At 45.9% G+C, this 26034-nt stretch carries 24 protein-coding genes; 2 read left to right on the forward strand and 22 right to left on the reverse strand.

What is annotated here, in order from left to right; genetic code table 11:
* Positions 1-22 precede the first annotated feature (22 nt).
* The 7 genes from purB to KH180_RS04760 form a co-directional block, all read right to left on the reverse strand.
* Entirely contained in the window at positions 23-1453 is a 1431-nt protein-coding gene (purB, locus tag KH180_RS04730; RefSeq protein WP_290757079.1) for an adenylosuccinate lyase, read from the reverse strand.
* A gap of 12 nt (positions 1454-1465) precedes the next feature.
* Positions 1466-2893 (reverse strand): amidophosphoribosyltransferase, encoded by a 1428-nt coding sequence (purF, locus tag KH180_RS04735; RefSeq protein ID WP_290757245.1) that lies wholly within the window; start codon positions 2891-2893, stop codon positions 1466-1468.
* Between the two features lie 18 nt (positions 2894-2911).
* Entirely contained in the window at positions 2912-3616 is a 705-nt protein-coding gene (purC, locus tag KH180_RS04740) for a phosphoribosylaminoimidazolesuccinocarboxamide synthase (RefSeq protein WP_290757082.1), read from the reverse strand.
* 133 nt (positions 3617-3749) lie between these two features.
* Positions 3750-4949, reverse strand: coding sequence for a glycoside hydrolase family 3 protein (locus tag KH180_RS04745; RefSeq protein ID WP_290757084.1), 1200 nt, complete (start codon positions 4947-4949; stop codon positions 3750-3752).
* A 79-nt stretch (positions 4950-5028) separates the two neighbouring features.
* Complete coding sequence (locus tag KH180_RS04750) at positions 5029-7167, reverse strand: sensor histidine kinase (protein ID WP_290757087.1); 2139 nt, start codon at positions 7165-7167, stop codon at positions 5029-5031.
* Positions 7139-7849 carry a response regulator transcription factor gene (locus tag KH180_RS04755; protein WP_290757090.1) on the reverse strand — a complete coding sequence of 237 codons (711 nt, stop codon included), beginning with the start codon at positions 7847-7849 and terminating at the stop codon, positions 7139-7141. The genes KH180_RS04750 and KH180_RS04755 overlap by 29 nt, the downstream gene beginning before the upstream one ends.
* A 94-nt stretch (positions 7850-7943) precedes the next feature.
* Positions 7944-8588 (reverse strand): DNA-3-methyladenine glycosylase family protein, encoded by a 645-nt coding sequence (locus KH180_RS04760; protein WP_290757093.1) that lies wholly within the window; start codon positions 8586-8588, stop codon positions 7944-7946.
* Positions 8589-8695: 107 nt separating this feature from the next.
* Between KH180_RS04760 and KH180_RS04765 the strand changes: the two genes are divergently transcribed.
* Entirely contained in the window at positions 8696-10735 is a 2040-nt protein-coding gene (locus KH180_RS04765; RefSeq protein ID WP_290757095.1) for a thioredoxin domain-containing protein, read from the forward strand.
* On the opposite strand, the gene KH180_RS04770 is transcribed toward KH180_RS04765, so the two are convergent.
* From KH180_RS04770 to KH180_RS04780, 3 genes are read right to left on the reverse strand one after another with little or no spacing between them, the layout of a single operon-like run.
* A complete protein-coding gene (locus tag KH180_RS04770; protein WP_290757097.1) occupies positions 10718-11170 on the reverse strand; it encodes an NADH-quinone oxidoreductase subunit NuoE family protein in 453 nt (150 codons plus the stop codon). The two genes, KH180_RS04765 and KH180_RS04770, sit on opposite strands and share 18 nt — an antisense overlap.
* Positions 11167-12093, reverse strand: a complete 927-nt coding sequence (locus KH180_RS04775; protein ID WP_290757100.1) for a tocopherol cyclase family protein — start codon at positions 12091-12093, stop codon at positions 11167-11169. The genes KH180_RS04770 and KH180_RS04775 overlap by 4 nt, the downstream gene beginning before the upstream one ends.
* On the reverse strand, positions 12086-13528 hold the full coding sequence (locus KH180_RS04780; RefSeq protein WP_290757103.1) for an FAD-dependent oxidoreductase: 1443 nt from the start codon (positions 13526-13528) through the stop codon (positions 12086-12088). The genes KH180_RS04775 and KH180_RS04780 overlap by 8 nt, the downstream gene beginning before the upstream one ends.
* Before the next feature lie 224 nt (positions 13529-13752).
* Here KH180_RS04780 and htpG point away from each other — a divergent pair, with 224 nt between their 5' ends.
* Complete coding sequence (htpG, locus tag KH180_RS04785) at positions 13753-15744, forward strand: molecular chaperone HtpG (protein WP_290757105.1); 1992 nt, start codon at positions 13753-13755, stop codon at positions 15742-15744.
* Positions 15745-15838: 94 nt separating this feature from the next.
* Here htpG and KH180_RS04790 read toward each other — a convergent pair whose 3' ends face one another.
* From KH180_RS04790 to KH180_RS04845, 12 genes are all read right to left on the reverse strand, one after another.
* Positions 15839-16864 carry a sensor histidine kinase gene (locus KH180_RS04790; protein WP_290757108.1) on the reverse strand — a complete coding sequence of 342 codons (1026 nt, stop codon included), beginning with the start codon at positions 16862-16864 and terminating at the stop codon, positions 15839-15841.
* The gene (locus tag KH180_RS04795) at positions 16857-17540 is read right to left on the reverse strand and encodes a response regulator transcription factor (RefSeq protein WP_290757111.1); all 684 of its coding nucleotides are present in this window, start codon (positions 17538-17540) and stop codon (positions 16857-16859) included. The genes KH180_RS04790 and KH180_RS04795 overlap by 8 nt, the downstream gene beginning before the upstream one ends.
* A 12-nt stretch (positions 17541-17552) precedes the next feature.
* Positions 17553-19601: an ABC transporter permease gene (locus KH180_RS04800; RefSeq protein ID WP_290757114.1), complete on the reverse strand. Its 2049-nt coding sequence runs from the start codon at positions 19599-19601 to the stop codon at positions 17553-17555.
* A complete protein-coding gene (locus KH180_RS04805) occupies positions 19591-20361 on the reverse strand; it encodes an ABC transporter ATP-binding protein (RefSeq protein WP_290757117.1) in 771 nt (256 codons plus the stop codon). The genes KH180_RS04800 and KH180_RS04805 overlap by 11 nt, the downstream gene beginning before the upstream one ends.
* 98 nt (positions 20362-20459) lie before the next feature.
* Positions 20460-20738 (reverse strand): DUF2325 domain-containing protein, encoded by a 279-nt coding sequence (locus KH180_RS04810; protein WP_290757120.1) that lies wholly within the window; start codon positions 20736-20738, stop codon positions 20460-20462.
* A 57-nt stretch (positions 20739-20795) separates the two neighbouring features.
* Positions 20796-21233: a flavodoxin gene (locus KH180_RS04815; RefSeq protein ID WP_290757124.1), complete on the reverse strand. Its 438-nt coding sequence runs from the start codon at positions 21231-21233 to the stop codon at positions 20796-20798.
* A 12-nt stretch (positions 21234-21245) separates the two neighbouring features.
* A complete protein-coding gene (locus tag KH180_RS04820; RefSeq protein WP_290757127.1) occupies positions 21246-21806 on the reverse strand; it encodes a DUF3793 family protein in 561 nt (186 codons plus the stop codon).
* A 146-nt stretch (positions 21807-21952) separates the two neighbouring features.
* Positions 21953-22789 (reverse strand): aldo/keto reductase, encoded by an 837-nt coding sequence (locus KH180_RS04825; protein WP_290757130.1) that lies wholly within the window; start codon positions 22787-22789, stop codon positions 21953-21955.
* A gap of 55 nt (positions 22790-22844) precedes the next feature.
* Positions 22845-24326 carry a TrkH family potassium uptake protein gene (locus KH180_RS04830; RefSeq protein ID WP_290757133.1) on the reverse strand — a complete coding sequence of 494 codons (1482 nt, stop codon included), beginning with the start codon at positions 24324-24326 and terminating at the stop codon, positions 22845-22847.
* A 5-nt stretch (positions 24327-24331) separates the two neighbouring features.
* The gene (locus tag KH180_RS04835; protein ID WP_290757136.1) at positions 24332-24997 is read right to left on the reverse strand and encodes an NAD-binding protein; all 666 of its coding nucleotides are present in this window, start codon (positions 24995-24997) and stop codon (positions 24332-24334) included.
* A complete protein-coding gene (locus KH180_RS04840; protein ID WP_290757139.1) occupies positions 24994-25443 on the reverse strand; it encodes a potassium channel family protein in 450 nt (149 codons plus the stop codon). The genes KH180_RS04835 and KH180_RS04840 overlap by 4 nt, the downstream gene beginning before the upstream one ends.
* A complete protein-coding gene (locus KH180_RS04845) occupies positions 25440-25835 on the reverse strand; it encodes a tetratricopeptide repeat protein (RefSeq protein WP_290757142.1) in 396 nt (131 codons plus the stop codon). Before KH180_RS04845 ends, KH180_RS04840 begins: the two co-directional genes overlap by 4 nt.
* Positions 25836-26034 lie beyond the last annotated feature (199 nt).

Below are 26034 nucleotides of genomic sequence, written 5' to 3' on the forward strand. Positions count from 1 at the left end.
TTTCATTATATAAATATAAATACTATACTGTGATCTCTGCTGTCATACCGAGCATGTCTTTGTTCTCATCCAGTATCGGCTGAATCACTTCTTTGACGAATTCTTCCGTCTGCTGCGGTGCACGGCCCACAAAATTCTTTGGTTCCATGATCGCTTCCAACTGTTCCATCGTCATTCCGAAAGACGGATCAGCAGCGATCCTCTCCAACAGATCGTTTTCTTTTCCCTCTTCTTTGACTACCTTTCCTGCAGCCATGGAATGCACACGGATCTTCTCGTGGAGTTCCTGACGGTCTCCGCCTGCTTTCACCGCATCCATCATAATATTCTCTGTTGCCATAAACGGAAGCTCTTTCATGAGACGGCTTTCAATAACCTTAGGATATACCACAAGGCCGTCCACTACGTTCAGGTAAAGATCCAGGATGCCGTCAACGGCAAGGAATCCTTCCGGTACGGAAAGACGTTTATTGGCAGAATCATCCAGAGTTCTCTCAAACCACTGGGTAGACGCAACCAAAGCCGGGTTCATAGCGTCAGAAATCACGTAATCAGCCAGAGAGGCCATACGTTCACTTCTCATAGGATTTCTCTTATATGCCATAGCAGAGGAACCGATCTGGTTCTTCTCAAACGGCTCTTCCACTTCTTTTAAATGCTGAAGAAGGCGGATATCATTGGAAAACTTATGGGCAGACTGTGCAATACCGCTTAAGACATTCAGCACTCTGGAATCGATCTTCCTTGAATATGTCTGTCCGGATACCGGCTGGCACTTCTCATATCCCATTTTTTCAGCAATCATGCCGTCGATCTTTTTGATCGTCTCATGATCTCCTTCAAAGAGTTCTAAAAAGCTTGCCTGGGTCCCTGTAGTACCCTTAGAGCCAAGAAGCCGCATATTCTCAATAACATGATTCAGGTCTTCCAGATCATACACCAGATCCATCAGCCAAAGGCTTGCACGTTTTCCCACAGTTGTCGGCTGTGCCGGCTGGAAATGGGTAAAGCCAAGCGTCGGCAGATCCTTATATTCCATGGCGAATTTAGACAGCTCAGCGATTACATTTACAAGCTTTTTCTTCACAAGCTTCAGCGCCTCTGTCATGATGATAATGTCTGTATTATCTCCTACATAACAGGAAGTTGCCCCCAGGTGAATGATTCCCTTTGCGCCGGGGCACTGCTGACCGTAGGCATAGACATGAGACATAACATCATGGCGTACCAGCTTCTCACGCTCTTTAGCAACGTCATAGTTGATGTCATCGGCATGTTCTTTGAGCTCGTTAATCTGCTCATCTGTAATAGAAAGTCCCAGCTCTTTTTCCACTTCTGCCAGGGCAATCCAAAGCTTCCTCCATGTTTTGAACTTCATATCCGGTGAAAAAACATACTGCATCTCTTTGCTGGCATATCGTTCAGACAATGGGCTCTGATATTTATCGTTCATGAATTCATCTCCTTATTCGTCATATTCTCCGCGGATATCTTCCTTCGGCGGCTCCATCGGATACTTTCCTGTAAAACATCCTTTGCAGATCGGCAGTCCCTCTGAGAGCTGCTCTAACCGCTCAGTCTTAAGATACCCCAGACTGTCCGCACCGATCACCTTACAGATCTCGTCAATGCTGCGGTTATAGGCTATCAGCTGTTCTCTGGCCGGAACATCTGTCCCAAAATAGCAAGGCCATAAAAACGGAGGCGAACTGATCCTTACATGGACCTCTTTCGCACCTGCATCCCTGAGCATTGATATGATCCGGTCACTGGTCGTTCCCCGGACGATCGAATCATCGATCATGATAACTCTCTTTCCTTTTACGGATTCTTTCAGTACGTTCAGTTTTACCTGAACACTGGATTCTCTGCTGCTCTGCTTCGGTTTGATGAAAGTACGTCCCACGTAGGTATTCTTTACAAAAGCTGTCCCGTACGGAATTCCGGATTCCAGTGAATACCCAAGTGCTGCCGCATTTCCGGATTCGGGCACTCCCACTACTACATCGGCCTCCACCGGCGAATCCACTGCCAGATACTTGCCGGCCTTAAGCCTGGATTCATAGACACTGACTCCGTCGATGCAGCTGTCCGGCCGTGCAAAATAAATATACTCAAATATACATCTTGCCGCTTCTCCCTTCGGCAGACACATGCTGCAGTCGGACTGAATGCCGTCCTTGGTGATCGTCACAATCTCTCCCGGCTCCACATCACGGACAAACTCTGCGCCCACGGTATCCAGTGCACAGGTCTCGGATGCCAGAATATAGGCATTGTCTCTTTTTCCAATACAGAGCGGCTTAAAACCATAAGGATCCCTTGCCCCGATCAGCTTTCTCGGAGACATGACAACCAGGGAATAGGCCCCTTTTATCTTCCGTATTGCTTTTGCCACTGCATCCTCCACACTGTGAGTATTCACTCTCTCCCGTGCGATATGATAAGCGATCACTTCTGAATCAATCGTAGTCTGAAAGATCGCCCCGGAATATTCAAGCTCATGTCTTAATTCCAGAGCATTGATCAAGTTGCCGTTGTGGGCCAGACCCAAAGTTCCTTTGACATAATTTAATACCAGGGGCTGCGCATTCTCAGGGCAGCTTTGTCCCGCGGTGGAATATCTTACATGACCGACTCCAATGTCTCCCTTCAGTTCTCCTAAAGAATCCTGGGTAAAGACTTCGTTGCAAAGCCCCATCCCTTTCTTAGAAGAAACCTTTCCTTTCGGACCGTTGGTATCGGAAACTGCAATCCCGCAGCTTTCCTGTCCCCGGTGCTGCAGTGCAAATAAACCATAATAAATTGTAGAAGCTACGTCGTTGCCGTCGAAATCATAGACCCCGAAGACCCCGCACTCCTCTCCTAACTTGTCAAACCGTTCTCTGTCCATCATCAAGCCTCTCTATAATTATAAACCAAGTCTTCTGTATACTTCCTCGTATGCTTCTTCTACGTCACCTAAATCTCTGCGGAAGCGGTCCTTGTCTAACTTCTGGTTTGTCTCTAAATCCCATAAACGGCATGTATCCGGAGAAATCTCATCAGCTAAAATCACTTCATCCTTATACCGTCCGAATTCGATCTTAAAGTCAACCAGCTTGATGCCGATCTTCTTGAATTCTTCGATCAGTGCCTCATTTACTTTAAATGCATATTCTGTAATGCGTTCCACTTCTTTGCGGTTAGAAATGCCGATTGCATAAGCAAAATACTCATTGATCAATGGATCGCCAAGATCATCATCTTTATAACTGAATTCAAGAGTAGGCTCCAGTAATTCAAACCCTTCTTCAATTCCAAGTCTTTTGGAAAAGCTTCCCGCTGCTACATTCCGGATAATAACTTCCAGCGGCACAATCTCAACCTTTTTTACAACAGTCTCACGGTCACTCAGTTCCTGAACATAATGAGTCGGCACACCTTTTTCTTCCAGCATTTTGAACATGTAGTTGGACATGCGGTTATTTACAACACCTTTTCCGAGAATGGTTCCTTTTTTCTCACCGTTAAATGCTGTGGCATCATCTTTATAGTCGACAATTAATAAGTCCGGATCTTCCGTTGTGAATACTTTTTTGGCTTTTCCTTCATATAATAATTCTTGTTTCTCCATGTCAATCTCCTTTATTCTTCTGCTTTTACTGCACTTCCTCCATGCCGGAGGTTCCTCACAAATAGTATCACATATAAAAAACCAGTGCAATATCTTCTATTACACTGATTTTTATTTTTCGACATACAAAAAATTATTGGTTATCCTCAAGAAGCTTTGTATCCGGAGGGATCACACCTCTCTTGAGCTTGGTATAGATGATCCGCCTTACAGCCTTGTCAACTGCAGATTCCTTAATCCTGCCGCTCTTTACCGCACTTTTTACTGCTTTCACTGCCGCACCCAGATCCTCCGGCATGACTACCATGTTTACACCTGCCTGCACTGCTTTCACGGCGGCTTCCCCGGAAGTATAGTTCTCAGTGATGGAATTCATGTTCATGGCATCGGTGAGGATCAATCCGTCATACTCCAGCTCATCCCTTAAAATATCAGATATGACCCGTTTGCTTAAACTGCACGGCTCCTTCTCGTCAGTCACATTGGTAAGGATCAGATGAGAAACCATCACTGCATCTGCGTCTGCATCCATACCGCTTTCAAATGGAAGAAACTCTTTCTTCCGCAGTTCCTGAATCGTCTGTTTTGTATCCACCGGTCCCCTGTGCGTATCCCCCAGAGCATCGCCGCTTCCCGGAAAATGCTTGAGTGTGGCTGAGATCTGCTGCTTCTGCATACTTTTTACAAGCGTCTTTACAATAGAAGCAACCTCTTTGGCATCGGAACCGAAGGCCCGGTTTCCAACTTCTGTGTTGTTCTTATTGGAGAGTACATCTGCCACCGGCGCCAGATTCATATTAACTCCGAGGGCCTTGAGCTGCCGGCTCTGTTCCTTCCCCATCTTGGCGATCTGCTGGTCCGTATAAGTCTCTCCGATCTCTTTGGCGTCAGGGTATTGGGTGACTGCATCCGGAAGCTTGGACGCAATTCTGGATACCGTCCCTCCCTCTTCATCTGCAGCTATAAACAGCGGCACATGAGATGCATTCTGAAGATCCTGTGTCAGCTTAGTGAGCTGCTTTTTGGAGACAACATTCTTGGAAAAAAGAAGGATGCCCCCTACAGGATACTTCTTCATAGTTTTTTTCATCGCACTTGTGACTTTCGTCTGTTTTTTGCTCCCTGAACTTTCCAGTGAATACACAGACACCATAAAAAGCTGTCCGATCTTTTGGTTCAGAGACAGATCCTTTGTGATATCCTTTGCCATTCCCTGCAGAGTGGCCTCGTCCAGGTCTTCTGTTTTCGTATAATCCTTTTTACCGTCAATGTTGCAGCCGCATAACAAAAGACAGAGTGCCAGCAGCATGCATATAATACGTCTTCTCATCATAGAAATTCCTTTCATCGTGAGATTATTATAGCATGAATCGGCATCTCTGTCATTGTCCGTAATTTTAAAACTTTGTGTCCTACGGAAGGGTCGGGAACAGGATCATAGCTTTGAACTGGTCACCGTCAATCTCGATCTTAAATTCTCCCCCGCAGTTTGCAGTAAAACTGTCTGCAATGGAGAGTCCCAGTCCGTTTCCTTCACTGGTTCTGGATTTTTCACCTCTGTAGAACCGCTCCATGATCTCTTCCTCAGTAAAATCCATTTCATAAGCGGAAGTATTCTGAACCGTCAGACAAACTTTGTTTCCCATATTGGAGATGGTAACAAAAATCCTTGTTCCTTTCAGAGAATACTTCAGCGCATTTTCAAGTACATTCTGCACCACACGGTACATGCGGTTTACATCGCCCTTAAATTTTGTGTGATCTGCCTCGCACTGGAACCGCACCTTAAATCCTGCCTCTTCAATCTGACCGCTCATATCCTCCAGCGTCTGTTCCATCAATTTCTTAAGGTCCATAGGCTCCAATGTGACCTTAGCTTCTCCGCTGGTAGATTTTGCAAGCTCAAACAGATCAGCTATGGTATTTTTCAGCCTCTCCGTTTTCTGGTTCAGGATCTTCACATAATCTCTGGCTTCCTGAGACAGTGTTTCGTCTCTGTTCAGCAGGTCCACATAACTTATGATTGATGTCAGCGGCGTTTTCAGGTCATGGGATACATTTGTAATCAAATCGATCTTCATGCGTTCCCCTTTCATCTGATCCTGAAGAGATTTATCCAGGCCGCTTCCGATATTGCTCAGCTGTTTTGACGCATTATAGTAAAGTGATTCTCTTGGGATATCCGCATCGGCTTTCAGATCTCCCTCAGAGATCCGTTCAATCTGACGGATCAGTCTGCCCAGATCCTTCTGCTGCTTCGCCAGTTCATCAAAGTGTTCCCCCAGATATTTCATTCCCAGAACGCTGATGCAGATGGCGATCACTGCCAGCAGCGGCGACCACCCGATCATAAACAGTCCCGCAAAGAAAATGGCAAGCATCAGATATTTACCCCTGCGATAGATGGAAAGCCGTTCCACCGCCAGACGGTCTGCAAACTCCAGCGCCTGTTTTTCTGCCTCTCTTCTCTGCCTGTTTCTCTGATACCATCTCCGTATCGTACCCACGCAGAAGGTATGCTCTAAAAACGTTCCGTCTTTTAAACGCCACACGGTTGTCTGCAGACAGATCGAAAGTATGATTCCGATTACCAGCAGCACGATCCCCGCAAATGTCATAATCGGGATCAGTTCTTCCTGCTGCAGGGCTCCGATTGATGCCGCTGCCACCGTTCCGGTGGCCAGAAAGATTCCAAACCCTATGACACAGAGAATCACCTCATACCAGATATGATCCAAGTTTTTAAAGAACCGGGCACGGCTCTTCTGAAGTGCAAACAGCACTGACAGAGCAAGTATACCCAAAACCTCTGCTCCCAGCAAAATGGACATTCTGACCATCAGAGCCTTCCTCATATCAGGAAATGTTTTATAATGCTGTTCCAGAGCATTATAGTATCCGTCGTAGAAGCCAACCTCAATCACTGCGGATTCCAGCCTCTGCTGCTTGGCATCATCGATATAAAATGTCTGCGGAAGAGACAGGCTCCCCCCGTTCATGCTGCTTCCGCTGATATTATAAAAATCAGACGGAGACATAATATTTTCTTCATAATCATCGTAGCTGTCATCCGTACTTGCATTGCTGGAATATTTGGCCTTAATGCTTTGGTTCGGATTCAGTCCATATCCAAGGGTATCATTCCTGTTGATCACGATCTTTTTTATGAACTTTGGTTTCCGCTTTTCAGTTTCTCCGGTACCGTAAGATTTCGTTTTGGCTTTTTTGCCATAGGGCTGGACCGTAAGTTTAGCCTTGACAAAAATCTCTTTTTCAAGATTGGACGGCAGCTCTGATTCAACTCCGTCATAGTTGCTGTCTGAAAGATTGTTTTCTGTCACCCATTTGTTTAAAATCCGCTGGACTGCCTGCATATAGTATTCGGAATCTTCCATCCGCTCACCTTTTTTGATCGTTGTAAAATCCAGCCCGTCATTATAATTATCCATGGAATGCATCTGATAAATACCAAACAGCACTCCTCCTACCATGGCTATGATCACCGCAGCGATCAGCCCGCTGTTAATCCATCTTTTCCATCTTGTATCCAATTCCCCATACCACCTTTAAATATTTTGGATTCTTCGGATCAATCTCAATCTTTTCACGGATCCTCCGAATATGAACCATTACTGTGTTTTCTGTTGCATAAGCTGCTTCCTCCCAGACTCTTTCATAGATTTCCTCTGCTGAAAAAACTCTGCCGGGATGCTTCATCAAAAGATTCAGAATTTTAAACTCTGTAGCTGTAACCTTAACCGATTCTCCGTCCACATAAATGCATTTGCCGTCCAGGTCAAGCACCAGGCCTCCGAGGGTGAGCTGGTTCTTCTCCTCCTTTTCTGCCCCTGTCTTGCTGCCAAGCTGTAGATATCTGCGGAGCTGGGATTTCACTCTGGCCACAAGCTCATCCGGACGGAACGGCTTGCTGACATAATCATCGGCTCCCATGGAGAGTCCCAGAATTTTGTCGCTTTCCTCTGTCTTTGCAGATAAAATAATGATCGGGATATTTTTGCTCTCCCTGATCTTCATTGTAGCGGAAAGCCCATCCATGCCCGGCATCATAATGTCAATGATTAAAAGCTGGATATCCTGCTCCACAAGCACATCCAGAGCTTCCAGCCCGTTGTAAGCCGGAACTACCTTATAACCCTCCAGTTCCAGGCGCTTTTTAATTGCCCCCACAATTTCTCTGTCATCATCTACTACTAAAATCCTGGGCTGTGTCATAATCTTCCTCCTCTTTCTTTCATAGTCACAGTGTATCACTCAATTCTGAGTTTTCCTTAAACACAATTCTGAAAAAAATCTTACAATCTCTGTTTTATTTCTTTTTCTTTGGAGCATAATCTTTCATCTCCGGAATCGCTCCTCCTGCCACAGCCCAAAGATAAAGGCTGGCTACAGTACCGCAGGGGCTGTATCTCCCTGTGTACTTTTTAAATAATTTTGGGGTGATGGCCCTGTGGTGGTAAAGCATTCTCATGCCTCTCTGGATTGCCAGGTCAGAATAGCTTACGATATCAGGCCGCTGCATGGAAAATATCATCAGCATCTCCGCTGTCCAGACACCTACTCCCGGCAGTTTTGTAAGCTCCTGCCTGACCTGTTCATCCCCGGCCTCCTTAAGTCCCTCAAGATCCAGACTTTTGTTCTGCACCCTTTCAGCTGCAGTTTTTATGTACTCCGCCTTTCTGAAAGAAATACCGAAACTTTGAAGTTCCTCTTTCGTGCACCGTGCCACTGTCTCCGGAGTAATCTCCAAAAGCCCGTCTTTCATCCGGTTCCAGACGGTAATCTGGGCCTTCGTGGAAATCTGCTGCCCCACGATGGAGTTTACGAGAGCCGCAAACAATTCTGTGTGAACTTCCCGCTTTATCATTCCGATCCGGTCCATGGCCTGTCCCAATACCGGATCCCTTGATTTTAAATACTCAATTTCCTGTTCTCCATATATAAAATATTCCATGGTTCCTGCTCCTTTATACTTTTTTCTATTATAACAGAACCTGTTGTCCGGATGAAACAAAAGGAACTGCATATTCTAAAGCCATAACGATTTTGAAAGGAGCTTGTATGTCAAACGCGAAACCAAACCTGTTAATACACGAAAAATCTCCCTATCTGCTCCAGCATGCCTATAATCCGGTACGCTGGTATCCATGGGGATCTGAAGCTTTTGAAAAAGCCGCATCTGAAGATAAGCCTGTCTTTTTAAGCATCGGCTATGCCTCCTGTCACTGGTGCCATGTGATGGAAAAGGAATCCTTTGAAGACCGGCAGGTGGCCGACCTTTTAAACAAAAATTTTATTTCAATTAAAGTAGACAGAGAAGAACGTCCGGATATTGACGCAGTCTACATGTCCGTATGCCAGGCCATGACCGGTTCCGGCGGCTGGCCTATGTCTGTCTTTCTGACATCTGGCCAGAAACCATTTTTTGCAGCGACCTATCTCCCTAAAACATCCAGATATCAGCTGACCGGTCTTATGGAACTGCTGCCTCAGATCTCCGCGCTGTGGAAACAAGACCGGATCCGCCTTCTTCAAATAGGAAATGAGATCACGGAACATCTGAATGCTTCAGGCAGACCTGCCGGCAATATTTCTCTTTCAGAGAAAGAGCTTTCCAAAGCTGTGGCTGAACTGAAAAGTTCCTATGACAGGACCAATGGGGGATTCGGCTCTGCTCCCAAATTCCCCACGCCTTCCATACTGTTCTTTCTTCTTCACCAGTACCGCCAAACAGGGGATAAGGAAAGTCTTCTCATGGCAGAACACACTTTGATGCGGATGTATCAGGGAGGGATTTTTGACCACGTGGGAGGCGGCTTCTCCCGCTATTCCACCGATGCGCAGTGGCTGGTGCCCCATTTTGAAAAGATGCTTTATGACAATGCACTGCTGACTGAAGCCTATGCCGAGGCTTATGCATCCTGCTTCAATCCGGTTTTTCGTGAGGCCGTTTCTTCTGCTGTTTCTTATGTCCTGAAAGAACTTTCTCATCCGGAAGGCGGATTTTACTGCAGCCAGGACGCAGACAGCGAAGGCGAAGAGGGAAAATATTATACCTTTTCCAGAGACGAGATCCTGCATGTACTGGGAGAAGAAAAAGGAGAAGCTTTCTGCCGCCAATATAACATTACGGCTCACGGCAGCTTTGAAAACAAAAACATCCCCAATCTGCTGAAAGTTTCCAAAGCGGAGCTGATTCCGGAGGATGTAAAAGAAATGAAAGATACTCTGTACGGGTACCGGAAAAACAGAACCAGCCTTTTTACAGACAAAAAGATTCTGACATCATGGAACTGCCTGATGATCGCAGCCCTCTCAAGGTCCGCTTTAGTTCTCGGGCGCAGGAATGACCTGGAAGCCGCCAAAAAAGCAGAGTCCTTTCTGGACCGTCATCTCAGAAAGGAAAACGGTCTTTTATTTCTCCGCTGGTGTGACGGGGAGGCTGCCTATGACGGCCAGCTGGACGATTACGCTTTTTATTCCCTGGCCATGCTTGCCTTATATCGTACCACATTTTCAGTAGAATACCTGAAAAAGGCAGTACAGGCAGCCGATCATATGATCTCTTTGTTTTATGATACAGAACACGGCGGATTTTTTCTGTATTCCAAAGAAAGCGAACCTCTGATTACCCGCCCGAAAGAGCTTTATGACGGTGCGCTTCCGTCCGGAAATTCTGCCGCTCTGCAGGTCCTCACAATTTTATCCGGCCTGACAGCAGACAGCAGGTACCAGGACTGCCTTGACAAAACCTTTGCCTGCTTTTCAGCTGAACTTTCTGCCCATCCCTCTGCTTACTGCAGTGCTCTGACTGCGCTGTCCGCCCAGTTCTGCCCGCCCAGACAGCTGGTCATCACAACAAAAAAAGAGAGCCTCCCCGATGACTTTTGGAAACTGCTCTCAAATTACCATCTGCTTGACCTGACAGTTTTAGTCAAAACAGAACACAATGAAGATGATCTGGCCTCCATCGCACCATTCACAAAAGAATATCCTGTACTGCCTCATAAGATATCCTATTATCTCTGTCAGGGACAGGCCTGCAGTGCTCCGGTTTATGATACCGAGGGGCTCGAGGCTTTATTACAGGCGGCGGATTAACTCTGCCGCCTGTTTTGGTGTCATATGGTGATGGATGACACCGTTGATTTTTATATTCGGGCCTTTGGCACATCTGCGTGTGCATCTTCCCTTGATGATCTTAACAGAAATTCCTTCCCTGAGCTCTTTTTCTTTCCCTTCACGCTCCAACGCTCTCAATATGTCCAGGGCATCTTCCGACCCGCAGGACGGTCCGGTGCAGACCTGAATTTCATGTACAGCAGAAAACTCTCTGAATCCCGGATATTTTTTTATAAATGCCGAAAGAAAAGACGGCTTGACTCCAAGCCGCTTTGCTGTTTCTTCCTGCACCTCTTTCGGAATACATCCCAGCACATCCTGGATTTCCCGGAGAGCTCCAAGGATCTGTTCCTGTCCGGCAGGCTTCCCCTGCTGTTCATAATATTTAAGGATCTCTTTTACCTGCTGATTCATGACATCTCCTTCTGGCTTTGTTCAAAGCTTCCCCGGTCCGTAATCATATCCAGCACTTTCAGTTTTTGATCCCAAAAAGTATATCTTACTTTACAGCAGAGACTTTCTTTGATCTTTCGGTCCATAGCGCCTTGTTCCGGTGCATAAAGTTCTCTGCCGTCTCCTGAAAGCAGCTGGGCCCGGAGCTTATAATCTCCCTGCCTGATCACAATTCTGGATTCCCAGTCAGTTTTTACTTTGGCTCCCATATAGGTAGCCAGCTTATACTCTTTTCCATAGAGATCAAGGGCTGCCAGCACTCCGTTAAAATGCAGCCCAAAAACCGGGATCTTGGCCGCCGCCAGCATGATGCTGTTTTTTCCGCTGTCCGGAAACAGGCTCTGGGACCATAGATATGCGTCCGGAAAAGAGCCGCCCCAGTCCTTTTCAATATATCCTGATCCCTGGTCAAAATTCAGTTTATTTCCATTTAAAGAAACACATCCATAAATTTTATGACGCATACTGATGATTCCGTGACGGCACTGCATGCCGGGCATAAACCGGAACGGTCCCATAATATCGGAGGACAAATGATGCATATTTTTATAAAGAATTCTTCCCTCCAGATCAAGCCCCTCCTCATGAATATTGAGAAAGATGCCTCTTTCGGAAAATATGCTGGCCGCCTGACCCTCTTTTTTGCTGCTCATCGTTACATAAAACTTCTTGTCAGATCCGTAAAATGCATCAGCCGGATAAGAAAAATACCACGACTGGTCCTTTGTAATAATCTGCAGAGAAGAGTACGCCCTGCCTTCCCTGTCAATATGATAAGCCGGGATGACAGAAAGCATCTGGCTTCCTTTCTGGTGCTTTAAATACCATCCCTCAAAATAACCTTTCTTTTTCTTTGTCCCCTGAAATGCATTCGGGTTATTCATGTGTTAAATCCTCCTTTGCCGGATTATCAATTAAATTTCCTTTATAGTCAAATCTGGAACCGTGACATGGGCAGTCCCAGCTTAATTCTTCCGGGTTCCACTGAAGCATACATCCCAAATGAGGGCAGGTAAGGGATACCACAAACACTTCTCCGTTCTCATCTTTGTATGCTCCTGCTTTCCTTCCGTCATATTCAATCACGCCTCCCTGCCCCCTTTTAAGCTGGTCTGCTTTTTCATCAGGGATCTTCATCCGCTCCAGTATAAAGCCCCGGGCAGTCTGTGCCCCCTCTTTTGAGAGTGATTTGGCAGAAGCTTTCAGATGGAGTCTCTGGGGCGAAAAAACCTGTGAGAAGGCATTGCTTCTTTCTATTATATAGTCCGTAATCAGAAGGGCCGATGCCATGGATGAGCTCATTCCCCATTTTTTGAATCCTGTAGCCACATACCAACCTGGCCGTGAAAAGGAATAATACCCTATATACGGAATAGAGTCAATCGTCATGCAGTCCTGAGCGGACCACTCTGCCTCCACCCGGCAGTGCTCCCAATATTGTCTGGCTCCAAGTTCCAGCATTTTATACTGTCCGCCTGTAGTATTTTCTCCGGTCCGGTGTCCGCCTCCGCCCATTAACAGATACGGGCCGTAAGAGCGGAAAGAAAGGCTGTCACCAGGATCTGTCCCCAGATACATATGCTTCATAGGTTCTGTTCCTGACAAAGCGACAACATAGCTCCGCTCCTGATGCATCCGAAGAAAATAATATCCCGGCCTGTTTATAATGGGATAATGTGTGGCAAAAACAATATTCTCCGCTTCCACTGAACCATGGTCTGTGATAATCCGGTTCCCGTCTACCTGATTTACCATGGTGTGTTCGTAGATCGTAAGCCCGTCAGCAATGGCCTTTAAGAATTTGAGCGGGTGGAATTTGGCCTGCCCGGTATACCTTACCGCCCCTGCGACATCAAACGGCAGTTCTGTCTTTGCTGTAAAATCAGCAGGAAGTCCAAGGGAGCGGGCTGCGTGCGCCTCCTCTTTCAATGCCTCATCCCGGTATCTGGAATACAGATAGGAATCACATTCTTTAAAATCACAGTCAATGTCCAGACCGTTCACCAGTTCTTTATACTTTCTCACAGCAGTCTGGTTCATGAGCGCATACTGTCTGGCCTGATCCTTTCCGACTTCCCGGATCAGCTTCTGATAAATGAGGCCGTGGGATACTGTGATTTTAGCCGTTGTTCCTTTGGTCTGGCCGCTGCCGATTCTGTCTGCCTCCAGTACAATCACATCCCGGCCTTCCCGGGCCAGAAAATATGCTGTCAGTATCCCGGCCATTCCTCCTCCGATCACTGCAGTGCCGGCCTTCTTCGTCCCATGGAGGGCAGGATAAGACGGCATATCTACGGTCTTTTCCCAGATCGTGTCCATGAAAATCCCTCCTTTTGTTCATTTTTCTTTTTAGGATGTCTAAAATGAAACGGTACTATTCATTCCAATATTATTAGCACTCATTCTAATCGAGTGCTAATTTTCTCTTGACTTTCCCTTTCGATGGCTCTACAATATTATGCAGAACGGCAGATTCTTGTCCTGCTGCAGAACATAAAAACAAAACTGTCAATATAAATAGAATGCAAAGGAGTGTGTATATCATGGCACAAAAACATGGTAACCTTTCAATTAACAGTGAGAACATTTTTCCAATCATCAAAAAATGGCTGTATTCAGATCACGACATCTTTGTCAGGGAATTAATCTCCAACGGATGCGATGCCATTACCAAGCTTCGCAAGCTGTCCTCCATGGGTGAATTTGAACTGCCTGAGGATTATAAAGAAAAGATCGAAGTCATTGTAGATGCCAAAGAAAAAACAATGAAATTTATTGACACCGGTCTTGGTATGACTGCCGATGAGATTGAGGAATATATTACACAGATCGCGTTTTCCGGCGCTACCGAATTTCTGGAAAAATACAAAGACAAAACTGACCAGGACCAGATCATCGGACATTTCGGTCTGGGATTCTATTCTGCTTTTATGGTAGCTGACAAAGTTGCCATCGACAGCCTCTCTTACAAAGAGGGAGCTGCTCCGGTACACTGGGAATGTGACGGCGGTACAGAATACGACATTGAGGACGGATCCCGGGATCAGATCGGTACTGAGATTACTCTGTTTTTAAATGAAGACAGCCTTATGTTTGCCAATGAATCGAAAGTAGAAGAAGTTATTCAGAAATACTGTTCCTTTATGCCGGTAGAGATCTTTTTATCCGATGCCAACAAAGAACAGGAATATGAAACTATCGATGAATCAGAACTTACCGAAGAGGATGTAGTTGTTGAACATATTCACGAAGAAGCCAAGACAGAAGAGAAAGAAAACGAGAACGGCGAGAAGGAAACTGTAGAGGTTTCTCCTGCCAGGGATCTGGTAAAGATCAACAAACGCCCTGTTTCTTTAAGTGATACCCATCCGCTCTGGATGAAGCATCCAAATGACTGTACAGATGAAGAATACAAAGCATTCTACCACAAAGTTTTTTCCGACTTTAAAGAGCCTCTGTTCTGGATTCACCTGAACATGGATTATCCGTTTAATCTGAAAGGAATCTTATATTTCCCTCAGATCAACACGGAATATGATTCCATTGAAGGAACCATCAAGCTGTACAACAGCCAGGTATTCATTGCCGACAACATCAAAGAAGTGATACCGGAATTCCTGATGCTCTTAAAAGGTGTCATCGACTGTCCGGACCTGCCGCTGAACGTTTCCCGAAGCGCTCTTCAGAACGATGGATTTGTAAGGAAGATCTCCGACTACATTTCTAAGAAGGTAGCGGATAAACTGAGCGGCATGTGCAAAACTGACCGTGAGACTTATGAAAAATACTGGGATGACATCAGCCCGTTTATCAAGTTCGGCTACATCAAAGATCAGAAGTTTGGAGAAAAGATCAAAGATTATATCCTGTTCAAGAACATGGATCAGAAATATCTGACTTTAAGCGACCTGGCTCCGGTGCCTGCCGACGAAAAAGAAAAGACTACGATCTACTACATTACCGATGAAGTACAGCAGAGCCAGTATATCAATATGTTTAAGGAACAGGGGCTTGACGCTGTGATCCTCAAACACAACATTGATTCTGCATTTATCTCTCAGCTGGAACAGCAGAGCCAGAACCTTGCCTTTAAGCGGATCGATGCGGATGTGGAAGGTGCTCTGAAAGAAGACTCTGATGAGGATCTCACGGACATCACAACTGCCCTGACTGACCTGTTCAGGAAAACGCTTGGAAAAGAAAACCTGGACGTACATGTGGATAAACTGAAAAATGAAGACGTATCCGCAGTTATCACCCTTTCTGAGGAAAGCCGCCGGATGCAGGATATGATGAAAATGTACGGAATGGCCGGCATGGATCCGTCCATGTTCGGAGGCGCAGAATCTCTGACATTAAACGCTAACAACCAGCTGGTTCAGTACTTGTTTGAGCACGGAGATGCCGAAAACACACCGATCATATGCGAACAGCTCTATGACCTGGCTGTTTTGAGCAACAAACAGCTCCCTGCTGACCAGATGACCAAATTTATTGCACGAAGCAATAAGATCATGCAGATGCTGACTAAATAGCAGCGGATTTCTCCGCAGGTTTTAAAAGGGAGAGCAGCTGGCAGAATAAAACTGTCAGCTGTTCTCCCTTTTTACACATTCATGCCCCATGACTCTAAACACTTAAAAACCGGAACATAATTTCAAATCCTTCTTCATTTTGTTCCGGGACCTCTATCCGGACCGCCAGGCTGTCTGCTGTCTGTTTTGTCAGATAGAGCCCCATCCCCGTTGAATTCTTTCTCTTTTCCTCTGTATCCCCGGTAAATCCTTTCTCAAAAAGAAACGGCAGGTCATAAGGTTTGACTCCTATCCCGTTGTCCCGGACTGCCAGGATAATATCCCCGCTCTCCCCATGAGACTTCGTATACAGCCTGATAAAAGAAGGTTCTGCTCCCTGTTTGGCATATTTTACGGCGTTGCTGACTGCCTGCCGGATCAAAAACGAAAGTCCCTTTCTGTCTGACAAAACACACAAATCTTCCACTTCATTTATGATACAGATTTTTTGTTCCCTCAGAAGGTTCTCATATCCGTCCAGCACATCCCTGCAGATCTGTGACAGTGATAATTCTTCAAATAAATAGTCTGTACACCCGGTCCTCATTCTTGCATAGTACAGCATTCTTTCAATATTTTCTTCTATATCGGTCCTTGCATACTCCAGCCTCTCAAAAACAACGGAGGACATCTCATCTCTTCGGTTGTCCAGTACAAAAGTCATAAGCGCCAGCGGTGTTTTGATCTCATGAGCCCATAACTCAATATATTCTTCATATTCCTGTATAGCTGTCTCCTGCTCCCTGATCCGGCGTTCCATTTTTTCAAAAAGATCTCCCATAAGACCCATGGCCTCTTTTTCCTGAGCATTCATAAAAGGAAAAGCTGTTTTTTCTCTGAAGGCACCGGGGTCCTCCATAAACTGTAAAAAGGCCTGCTGTTTTTTCTGGTCTCTTTTATCCAGCCAAGTTCCGAGAAATCCATATAAGATCAAACAGGCCAGGAGAACAGAAGGAAAAACAGCAAAAAACCCGGGAGCACCAGAAAGCCATAAGAACAGGCAGAACATAATGTCCAGGGCCAGTGTAAACACAAACCATTCTTTGTATTTTACAAAAATACGGATCCATCTGTCAGCCATCTTTTCCTCCAATATGTACAAGGCAGTACCCAATCCCTCTTTTAGTCTCAATTTTATAAGGGATATGGAGTTTTTTCATGGTCTTCTTTAATCTTGTCATATTGACCTGAAGTGCATTTTCATCAATATACTCTTTCGTTCCCCACAATGTCTCAAAGAAGATTGATTTTTCTACAACTTTCCCCTGGTGCTCCATAAGAAGCTCCATAATCTTTCCCTGATTTTCAGGCAGTACCGCAGAATGCCCGTCCATATACACTGTATAGGTCTGCTTATCCAGCCTGATTCCTTTTATTTCCGCAAAGCTCTCCCTGTCCTCATATCTGCGCAGCAGATTAAAGATACGGGCAGTCAGCCTTGATTTATGGCAGGGCTTTGTCAGGTATTCATCTGCTCCCATATTAAGCGCATGCAGCTCATCCTTTAACTGGTCTCTGCTGGTCAGCACAAGAACCGGAACTGAACTTTTCTTTCTGATGGATCTGCATATCTTAAAACCAGTGATCCCCGGAAGATTCAGATCCAGCAGGACCAAGTCAGGGGACCGGTCCAAAATCTCCTGAGCTGCATCCGCAAAGGTTACAAGGCAGTCAGTCTCATATCCTTCCTTTTCCAAAATCGACACAAGCTCTTCCCTCATGAATAATTCATCTTCCGCGATCACAATTTTTTTCATCACATCCGCCTTTCAGCTGTCATCTCTCCTTACTTCCGCCTGTTTGAGGATCTGCCTGTCACTCATTTTCATAACAGCCAGTATATAGCTTAATTCTACCATACACAAAATAAGAATCATAGGCACCGCATGCACTGTTAAAATCCCTGCTTTCCCCTGCATATCCGCTGCGGCAATACCTGCGGCCAGTGATCTGACGCCAAACAGACTTCCCACAAGAGAAACGCCTGCAGGAAGCAGAAAGAACCATTTGATCTGTCTTCTGGCAGATTCACACAGATACTTGCAGTGGCATCCAAGGCGAAGGATTGTGCGGTATCTCTTTTCTGTCTGCCGCTGATGCATCAGAAACCGGACTCCCAGCACTGTATTGGCGATCAGCAGAAAGATTGTCCCCAGATAGATGGTTGTATAGCTGGCGGCCACTGTATAGAACAGCTGTCTGCCCATACTGTTCAGATAACTTTCATACTGCAGAGAGGTTTTGTCTAACCGTGCATTGACATCCGTCATCGCCTGCATCAAACCTTTCTTCCGGATCAGTTCCTCCTTCAGCACCGTATTCCAGTAAGAGCTGTACTCTCCGCCTGTCAGCCGCTCAAAAATCTGATCCGGCACAATAAGTCCATAGCTGATAGTAATGGAACGGTCTGTGACAATATTCTCGCTGCAGTACGTCTTAAGCAGACGGTATGTCTGCTGATTCATCTCCACACGGGGCCGTTTTTTCAATGCTCTTTCCATTACCTTCACGGTGTCCTGGTTTGCAAATTCCCTGCTGCTGTAGAGAGCTGCCTCACGGTTCTTAAGATGAAGGGGCGGCTCTCCCTTTCGCTTCAGAATATGGTTATATCCGGACAGAGAGATCAGGTAAGGATCATTAAAATACTGCAGGTTATTCAGAAGCACATCTCTGCCCCGGGAATCCCCCTGTACTTTTACGGCCTCCAAAAGCTCTTTTCCGGAAAATGAGCCGCCTGTCTTATTGCCTTTGAACAAACCTGTTTTTACCTGAAATGATTCTGCCATATACTGGCCTGCCTTCTGCTTCTCCAGTTCTTTTTGAATCTGCTCCGGCTTTCCTTCAAAAGTATAGTCAATGACACGCTGATCTTTGAGACCTATGTTTAAGCTGACAGCGTAGCCGTATCCAAAACAGCAGAATGCAGCCAGCAGCAGCAGTGAAGACACCGCAATAGATTCCGGCCTGAGGAGAATCGTCTCCTGAATCTGGCGGAACGTAAAAACCGTCAGCCCTTTGCTGCTGCGTCTGTACTTCAGATATGTGTCAAATAAAATCCCGATACTCCGGAAGAACAGAAAGGTTCCTCCAATTCCAAGTGCCATAGTAATACCCATATCCCCGGCAGATCCCCATGCATTTCCCTTCACAGCAAGGGCATACGCCGCCGCAAGCATAAAGATGCTTACTGCCAGCTGTATTGCTGTAATCCCCTTTTTATGCACCTTATGCCTTTTATCCTGAGGCTGAGACATCATCTGGGTAATTTCCTTTCCCGCAATCTTTCCGCTTTGTATAAGCAGCGCTCCAAGCCGTATGGCAAAGTAGCCTGCCGCCGTCCACACAGCTGCACGGAGTGAGAATGTAAAACGGTGCCCCACAATGCCCATGCCGGCTGCTTTTGCAGTAATCATACTGATGATCTCTGACAGAAGCACTGCTATGGGAATACCCGCTGCCAGCGACAGCAGGCTGTTCCACATGTCCTCCGCCAGCAGCATGGCAAACAGCCTTTTACGGCCCATGCCGAGCATCAGATACATTCCGAACTCATGGCTCCTTTGCTCCAGCTGGTATTTTCCTGAGAAATATACGAGAAAGAACAGGAAAAACAGGGTAACCCCATAGAGCACAGGGATCAGAAGAAACAGCTTGTCAACAGCATCACTCTCCATTTTTTTCAGAAACAGCATGACATCCTGGTTTTCCAGAGACAGAATAATATAAAATGCAGTGATCGACACAACAAGGGATACAAACAGCAGTCCGTTTTCTTTTCTGTTCCGTCTGCTGTTTTTTCTGATGATCTCAAAGACCATTTGCACTTCCTCCTCCGAGCTGGGCCATCACGGCTATGATTCTCTCATAAAACTCCTCCCCGGATTCCTCCGGGACCTTTTTTCTTAGCTGATGGAAAATGATCCCGTCCCGGATAAACAGGATTCTGGAACAATAGCTGGCTACATTGGCATCGTGGGTTACCATGAGTATGGTAGTCTTCTGTTCCCGGTTCAATTCCGAGAGCTTCTGCATCAGCAGCCTGGCATTCTTAGAATCTAAGGCCCCTGTAGGTTCATCTGCAAGCAAAAGTTCCGGATTCAGCAAAAGAGCCCTTGCCGCTGCTGTCCGCTGTTTCTGTCCGCCGGACAGCTCAGAGGGGAATTTGTCCAGAATATCTTCTATCTCCAGACAGGCTGCCAGCTCATGCATACGCTGCTCCATGCTGCCTTCATTATGGATTTCCGCGGGAAGCATGATGTTTTCTTCGGCGGTGAGATTTCCGATCAGCTCAAAGTTCTGGAATAAATATCCCATTTGCCTGCCCCTGTAGTTCTCCAAGTCCTTTCTTGTAAATTTCCATATTTCCTGCCCTTTTAACAGGATTTTGCCGCCTGTAGGGTGTGAAGCTGTGGAGATACAGTTTAAAAGCGTTGTCTTGCCGGACCCGCTGCTTCCCATAATTCCGATAAATTCCCCGTCCGCCACCTGAAAACTGATCCCATCCAAAGCCTTTGTCAGATTTCCCTTTTTTCCATAATACTTTTTAAGAGACTGTATCTCTAATTTTTTCTCTGTCATTTTGTATCCTTTCCACAGTCATAAGCCTCTGTTTTTGTCTGACTTTATTATACAAAATAACAGCGAAAGAAAACACTTACACTTCCTGTAAGGTATCTTTATGAACACTGTGATAAAATGGACTCCAATGCCGCCTCACTGCTGCTGTGGGACCGTACGATCTTTGCCTTACTCCTTTTCGCCTCACAGAGAGCACATTTCACCATCTTGTGGGAAACTGTATTAGTGAATAGAACAACTAAGTCAGGGCTTCCTACCTGTTTCCCCAGTTTTGCACTCATCTGAGTAAACACCTTTGCTTTGCAGTTATACTCTTTACAGATTCTTTTATACTGACAGACCATCCGGTCATGCCCTCCAATAATCACAACACTCATAAGAAACCTCCTCTGTTTGAAAAGGAGCCGGCAATACCGGCTCCGGATTATAATCTTTTACTGTGCCGCAGCCGCCAATGCTTTGCCGAGACTTACACAGTCCGCTTTTGCATCGTCGTCCGGAGTTTCATGGGCAATGAGGCCCTCTCCGTCTATCACCTCTGCACCTGCATTTGTCATGCGTTCTGTCCAGTCACGCATCCACTCTCCGTCTCCCCATCCGTAGGAACCGAAAAGCGCAATCTGTTTTCCTGAAGCAAAGGCTTCCACTTCCTCAACGAAAGGTTCCATTGAAGATTCCTCCAGCTGCTCTGCCCCCATGGACGGGCAGCCGAGGGCAAATGCCTCTGCATCCTTCAGTATATCTGCAGAGGCTGATTCAACATCTAAAAACTCCGGTGTTCCTCCTGCTTCTGTAACTCCCTCTGCGATTGACTCTGCCATGATTCCTGTATTGCCTGTGCCGCTCCAAAATGCGATGTATACTTTTGCCATGATAGCTCCTTTCTATGCTGCAACGGTCATCTTTAAGATACCTCTGCCCTGCTGATATAATTTCCAGTAGATTTCTTTACATTTCTTATATTTTTTAAATAATTTCAGCGCTTCACAATGATCGCAGTAAACCTTCCACATTCCGCAAAGCCTGCAGTTCATCCCCCTGTTCTCAATAAATCCCAGGACATCTCCCAGCGGATAGTCCAAAAACACACCGATTTCATGAGGAAAATCATCTGCCAAAAACCTGGTTTTCAGGCAGCTTAAGCATTCACCGGTCTTTGTTCCAGGATAGCCGAACTCTATGAGCAGCTCCGCAATCCCTTCTTCCCGAAGCCTTTGTTCCAGGTCTTTTTTACGGTATACGTAAACCAGGACGGAATCTTCTCTCCAATTCAAAGCTTCCAGATACAGCCCGCAGGGATTCAGTTTTTCATTCCATTCACCTATTTCCTGCCTGGCATCTGTACTTTCCCGGTGACGATAATTAAATAAACTTCCGCATTTCATGCCCGCCAATGTAGGCGCACACTGCTCTACAATTAAATCTGATAAGGTTTTCTCTCTCATGCTTCACCTGCTTCATTTCTTACACCGCGCGATGGTTAGTTTCAACTAACTAACAACATCTTATCATCCTTTCTAAAAAAAGCAAGAGCATAGATGAGATTCAATCTCATCTATACTCCTGCTTTTACATTCTTTTAACCCTGCCCCTAAAAATCAATATAATCGCTGTCCCTGTTGGATCCTTCACAGGTCGTAATTGCATCAATCGCTTTCATATCCTCATCGCTGATGGTAAAATCAAGTTTTAAATTGTCCTGGATTCTTTCCTTTGTAACACTTTTAACCAGCGGCACTGTGTGGTGCTGAAGTGCATATTTTACGCACAGCTGGGCTACTGTGACACCATAGCGTTCTGCTGCCTCTTTCAGCTCTTCACACTGAAAAGCCTTTCCGTTAGCCAGAGGACTGTATGCCTCCACCACAATATTCTTTTCTTTGCAGTATGCCCGTATTTCCTCCTGAAGACAGCTTGGATGGAACTCGATCTGATTCACCATCGGCGGTATCTCACACACTTCCAGAATCTCATCTATATGATGCGGCTTAAAATTGCTGACTCCGATTGCTTTTACTTTTCCTGCCCGATAAAGCTCTTCAAATGCCCTCCAGGTCTCCCGGTTCTTTTCAATATAATTGTCATGGAACTTTACCGGTACCGGCCAGTGAATCAAATATAGGTCAAGATAATCCACGCCCAAATCCGCAGCTGTATTCTCGAATGCCTTCAAGGCTGCCTCATAGCCATGGTCATCATTCCACAGCTTGCTCGTCAAAAACAAGTCTTCCCGCTTGATCCCGCTCTCCCTGATGCCTTTTCCTACCCACATCTCATTATGGTAAGCCGCTGCTGCATCAATATGGGTATATCCGCATTCAACAGCTGTCTTTACCGCGTTCACCGTAATCTCATCACTTGGTGCCTTCCACGTGCCGAAGCCGATCACGGGCATTTGTTTTCCATTTGAAAGTGCCACTGTTTCCATAAAACAAAACCACCTTTCCTCTAATCACACTGCATTGACGGTTAAGTTTATTATATCAGATTTTTTTGCGTTCGGACAGCCGCTGTCTTACCGCTGTAAGGCCGGAATAAAATGCGGTCATTACAATAAATATTTCCAGCCGTCCAAGTACCATCCCTGCTATTTCTACGATCAGCGTCGGTGTTCCTGTGGAAGGGCCGGTCAGGCCGATGGAAAGTCCCACTGTTCCCAGAGAGGAGGCGAACTCAAACATGGCTTCCGCCAGAGAACAGTCTGCCGTAAGCGTAAGCAGGAGGGAACCTGCCGCAAAAATAAGAAGATAGCAGAAAACATATCCGGTGGTGTCCAGGATCAGAGCCTGGTTAATCGGAGCCTTCCCCTGAGCCCGGTAATAAGAAAGAGCCCTGACCCTTCTGGACGGGGATACTCTCTTTTTCACGACGTCCCCTGCAAAACGGAACATAAGATAAACACGGGTCAGTTTCATGCCCCCGGCCGTAGACCCGATTCCTCCGCCGATCAGCATAAGTATGATCATAATTCCCACGCTGACAGCCGGCCACTCCTGATATGACATCGTTGAAAACCCTGAAGTTGACAGGGCAGATACCACATTAAACAGAGCCTGACGGAAACTGTCTCCGATGCTCATATATAATTTTGCAAACAGTGTGACTGCAGTCAGAGGTACTGATACGGCAAGCAGCAAGGCCAGAAAACGCATCTCACTGACCTGCCGTGCCTGCCTGAATTTCCTTTTTACCAGAAGAAGCAGGACAGCAAAGTTGGTTGTCCCTGCGATCATCAGGATCATCGTGATGATCTCAATCGGAAAGCTGTTATAAGCCCCGATACTGTCCGCCTGGTTGGAGAAGCCTCCTGTGGACAGCGCACACATGGCATGGACAACGCTGTCTAAAGGATTCATTCCGCAGAACATATATGCCCCGGATCCCACGGTCAAAAACGATGTATACATGCAGAAAACAGTTCTGGCAGATTTGGCCAGATTCGGCATCAGACGGTCTGTATGTCCCTCTGCATTATAAAGATTCACAGACTGCTTCCCCTGTATAAACATAACCATCATCAAAACAAACCCAAGACCGCCGCAGAACTGCATAAATCCCCTGTGGAACAAAAAAATATTTGGTGTCTCTGTCACATCCACCACAGAAAGTCCTGTGGTGGTCCAGCCGCTGACTGCCTCAAATACACACTGAATGTAGGTAAGCTGTCCGGACAGAAAAAACGGTGTGCCTCCCACAAGAAATGCAAACATCCAGGCAAATACTACGGTCAGGCTGCCCGTCCTCATAGTATACTGCCACTGCATACCCTCCTCTTCTTCCTTTTTCATAAAAAAGCATAGCATGATCCCCAATATAACAGAACAAACAGACGGAATCAAAAAACAAAATGCATATTTGATTTCCTGCGAATAAAAAGGCAGTACCAGAAGCGGCACTGCCATCAGTACTCCGATCAGAAGCACCAGCTTCCCGCAGTTATTACTGCTCTTTATCTGTTCCCTCATCGCTCTCACCGTCCTGTGAGCTCGCTGACTGCGAGCACCTCTTTATCATTTGAAGATATCAGAACCACAACATCTCCGCCCAGAATCCTTGTATCTCCCCTTGGTATAATACTGTGGCCGCCTCTTAAAATACATCCAATGATCACATCCTGCGGAAGCTGTATCTCCTCGATCCTCTTTCCGGCTGCCGGTGCCATAATGGAGATGGGTACCTCTGCGATACTCATTCTGCCCTCACCGATGGGGATCATAGTAGCCATCTCATCCAGAAATGCCTGCTGCTCTAAAATATTTGTGATGGCAGTAATTGCGCATACCACAGAATCAATCCCCATCTTGTAAAAAAAAGATGTTTTTTTCGGATCGTTGACGAGAGATACGGTTTTGGGAACACCGTATTTTTTCTTGCACAGTTCACAGATGACCAGATTCTCCTCATCCTTTTTTGTCAATGCAATGGCAATATCTATTGTATCCGCATTGGCGTCTTCCAGTACATATGTTTTAGTCCCGTCACCATAGATAACGTTTAATTCAGGATTTTCAGCCAATGCCATACAGTCTCTGTAATCCCGGTTTATCACCGTAACTTTATATCCCTTTTTCTGCAGAGATTCCCCAAGGGACCGGGCCTTATGGAATCCTCCTGCCAGCAGTATATTCTTTCTCATGCTCCCCGCTCCAATCCTTGTTTATTGCCAGATCCCCCAGCTCCTAAAAGGATCTTCCCGATTTCTTTTGCAGAGAGCAGCGCCGGACAGATGGTTTCAATCCCGAGTTCATCATAGACACACTGCCTTTCCGGATCGTACAGCCTTGTTATTACATGTTCCGTGTGAAAAAAATCCTTTGCCATCTGTGCAATCAGAATATTCGCATTGTCATTTTCTGTCACAACAATCAGAGTAGAAGCATCCTGAATCTCTGCCTCTCTCAGACAATCGATATCTGCCCCGTCTCCCACCATGGTCATGCCGCCGAAAGACCGAGACAGTTTCCGAAATGAATCCTCTCTTTTGTCAATGATCAGAATATCTTCTCCCAGATCAGAAAGGGTGTTGGCGATATTGCCTCCCAGCCTTCCGCATCCTACAATTATTGTATACTCTTTTTTCATGCCCGCTCCCTCCTTACCATGTGGCCTACTCCGTATTCATCATAAACTGTCTCATACCTTGTCCGTTTGTTTTCTTTCCGGCAGTCAGATTCGTCGAAAGCACATTCACCCTCCGGATATAGATTGCAGAACCTTTCCATATTCCTTCTTGCCGGAACATAGGTCGGATCCAAAGCCCATGCAGCCCTGAAATGCTTCATGGCCTTTATGTGTTCCCCGCTCTTCTCCAGAAGAATCCCCATCAGATTATGAGGCTCGGGTGCGTGAGGATAAACCTTCATGGCCTCCGTAATTTTTTCTTCACAGATTCCGTACTCTTTATCCTCAATGAGATGTCTTACATCTTCACATAACATTGTCAGCCCGTTTTTTTCTTTTTTATGATTTAACATGACAATCAAACTCCTTTCCTTTCTTTCTGATTTCATTATAAGAAAAATACTGTGAGCCGGATGTGAGGAAAAGAAGAAAGCTGTGAGATTATTGTGAACGGAATGTGAGAATCCTGTGAGAACGGGACAAAAGCAATGGTAACGTCTTTCTTTACCAATGTTGAAATCTGTATTCCCTTTGCTATAATGGTTAATAATC

The organism is Anaerostipes sp., from assembly GCF_018381315.1.
GTDB lineage: Bacteria > Bacillota > Clostridia > Lachnospirales > Lachnospiraceae > Anaerostipes.

Coding starts and splice junctions, on each gene's coding strand:
- purB (WP_290757079.1), bottom strand. CDS start 1,453: ATGAACGATAAATATCAGAGCCCATTGTCTGAACGATATGCCAGCAAA.
- purF (WP_290757245.1), bottom strand. CDS start 2,893: ATGGACAGAGAACGGTTTGACAAGTTAGGAGAGGAGTGCGGGGTCTTC.
- purC (WP_290757082.1), bottom strand. CDS start 3,616: ATGGAGAAACAAGAATTATTATATGAAGGAAAAGCCAAAAAAGTATTC.
- KH180_RS04745 (WP_290757084.1), bottom strand. CDS start 4,949: ATGATGAGAAGACGTATTATATGCATGCTGCTGGCACTCTGTCTTTTG.
- KH180_RS04755 (WP_290757090.1), bottom strand. CDS start 7,849: ATGACACAGCCCAGGATTTTAGTAGTAGATGATGACAGAGAAATTGTG.
- KH180_RS04760 (WP_290757093.1), bottom strand. CDS start 8,588: ATGGAATATTTTATATATGGAGAACAGGAAATTGAGTATTTAAAATCA.
- KH180_RS04765 (WP_290757095.1), top strand. CDS start 8,696: ATGTCAAACGCGAAACCAAACCTGTTAATACACGAAAAATCTCCCTAT.
- KH180_RS04770 (WP_290757097.1), bottom strand. CDS start 11,170: ATGAATCAGCAGGTAAAAGAGATCCTTAAATATTATGAACAGCAGGGG.
- KH180_RS04775 (WP_290757100.1), bottom strand. CDS start 12,093: ATGAATAACCCGAATGCATTTCAGGGGACAAAGAAAAAGAAAGGTTAT.
- KH180_RS04780 (WP_290757103.1), bottom strand. CDS start 13,528: ATGGACACGATCTGGGAAAAGACCGTAGATATGCCGTCTTATCCTGCC.
- htpG (WP_290757105.1), top strand. CDS start 13,753: ATGGCACAAAAACATGGTAACCTTTCAATTAACAGTGAGAACATTTTT.
- KH180_RS04790 (WP_290757108.1), bottom strand. CDS start 16,864: ATGGCTGACAGATGGATCCGTATTTTTGTAAAATACAAAGAATGGTTT.
- KH180_RS04795 (WP_290757111.1), bottom strand. CDS start 17,540: ATGAAAAAAATTGTGATCGCGGAAGATGAATTATTCATGAGGGAAGAG.
- KH180_RS04800 (WP_290757114.1), bottom strand. CDS start 19,601: ATGGTCTTTGAGATCATCAGAAAAAACAGCAGACGGAACAGAAAAGAA.
- KH180_RS04805 (WP_290757117.1), bottom strand. CDS start 20,361: ATGACAGAGAAAAAATTAGAGATACAGTCTCTTAAAAAGTATTATGGA.
- KH180_RS04810 (WP_290757120.1), bottom strand. CDS start 20,738: ATGAGTGTTGTGATTATTGGAGGGCATGACCGGATGGTCTGTCAGTAT.
- KH180_RS04815 (WP_290757124.1), bottom strand. CDS start 21,233: ATGGCAAAAGTATACATCGCATTTTGGAGCGGCACAGGCAATACAGGA.
- KH180_RS04820 (WP_290757127.1), bottom strand. CDS start 21,806: ATGAGAGAGAAAACCTTATCAGATTTAATTGTAGAGCAGTGTGCGCCT.
- KH180_RS04825 (WP_290757130.1), bottom strand. CDS start 22,789: ATGGAAACAGTGGCACTTTCAAATGGAAAACAAATGCCCGTGATCGGC.
- KH180_RS04830 (WP_290757133.1), bottom strand. CDS start 24,326: ATGAGGGAACAGATAAAGAGCAGTAATAACTGCGGGAAGCTGGTGCTT.
- KH180_RS04835 (WP_290757136.1), bottom strand. CDS start 24,997: ATGAGAAAGAATATACTGCTGGCAGGAGGATTCCATAAGGCCCGGTCC.
- KH180_RS04840 (WP_290757139.1), bottom strand. CDS start 25,443: ATGAAAAAAGAGTATACAATAATTGTAGGATGCGGAAGGCTGGGAGGC.
- KH180_RS04845 (WP_290757142.1), bottom strand. CDS start 25,835: ATGTTAAATCATAAAAAAGAAAAAAACGGGCTGACAATGTTATGTGAA.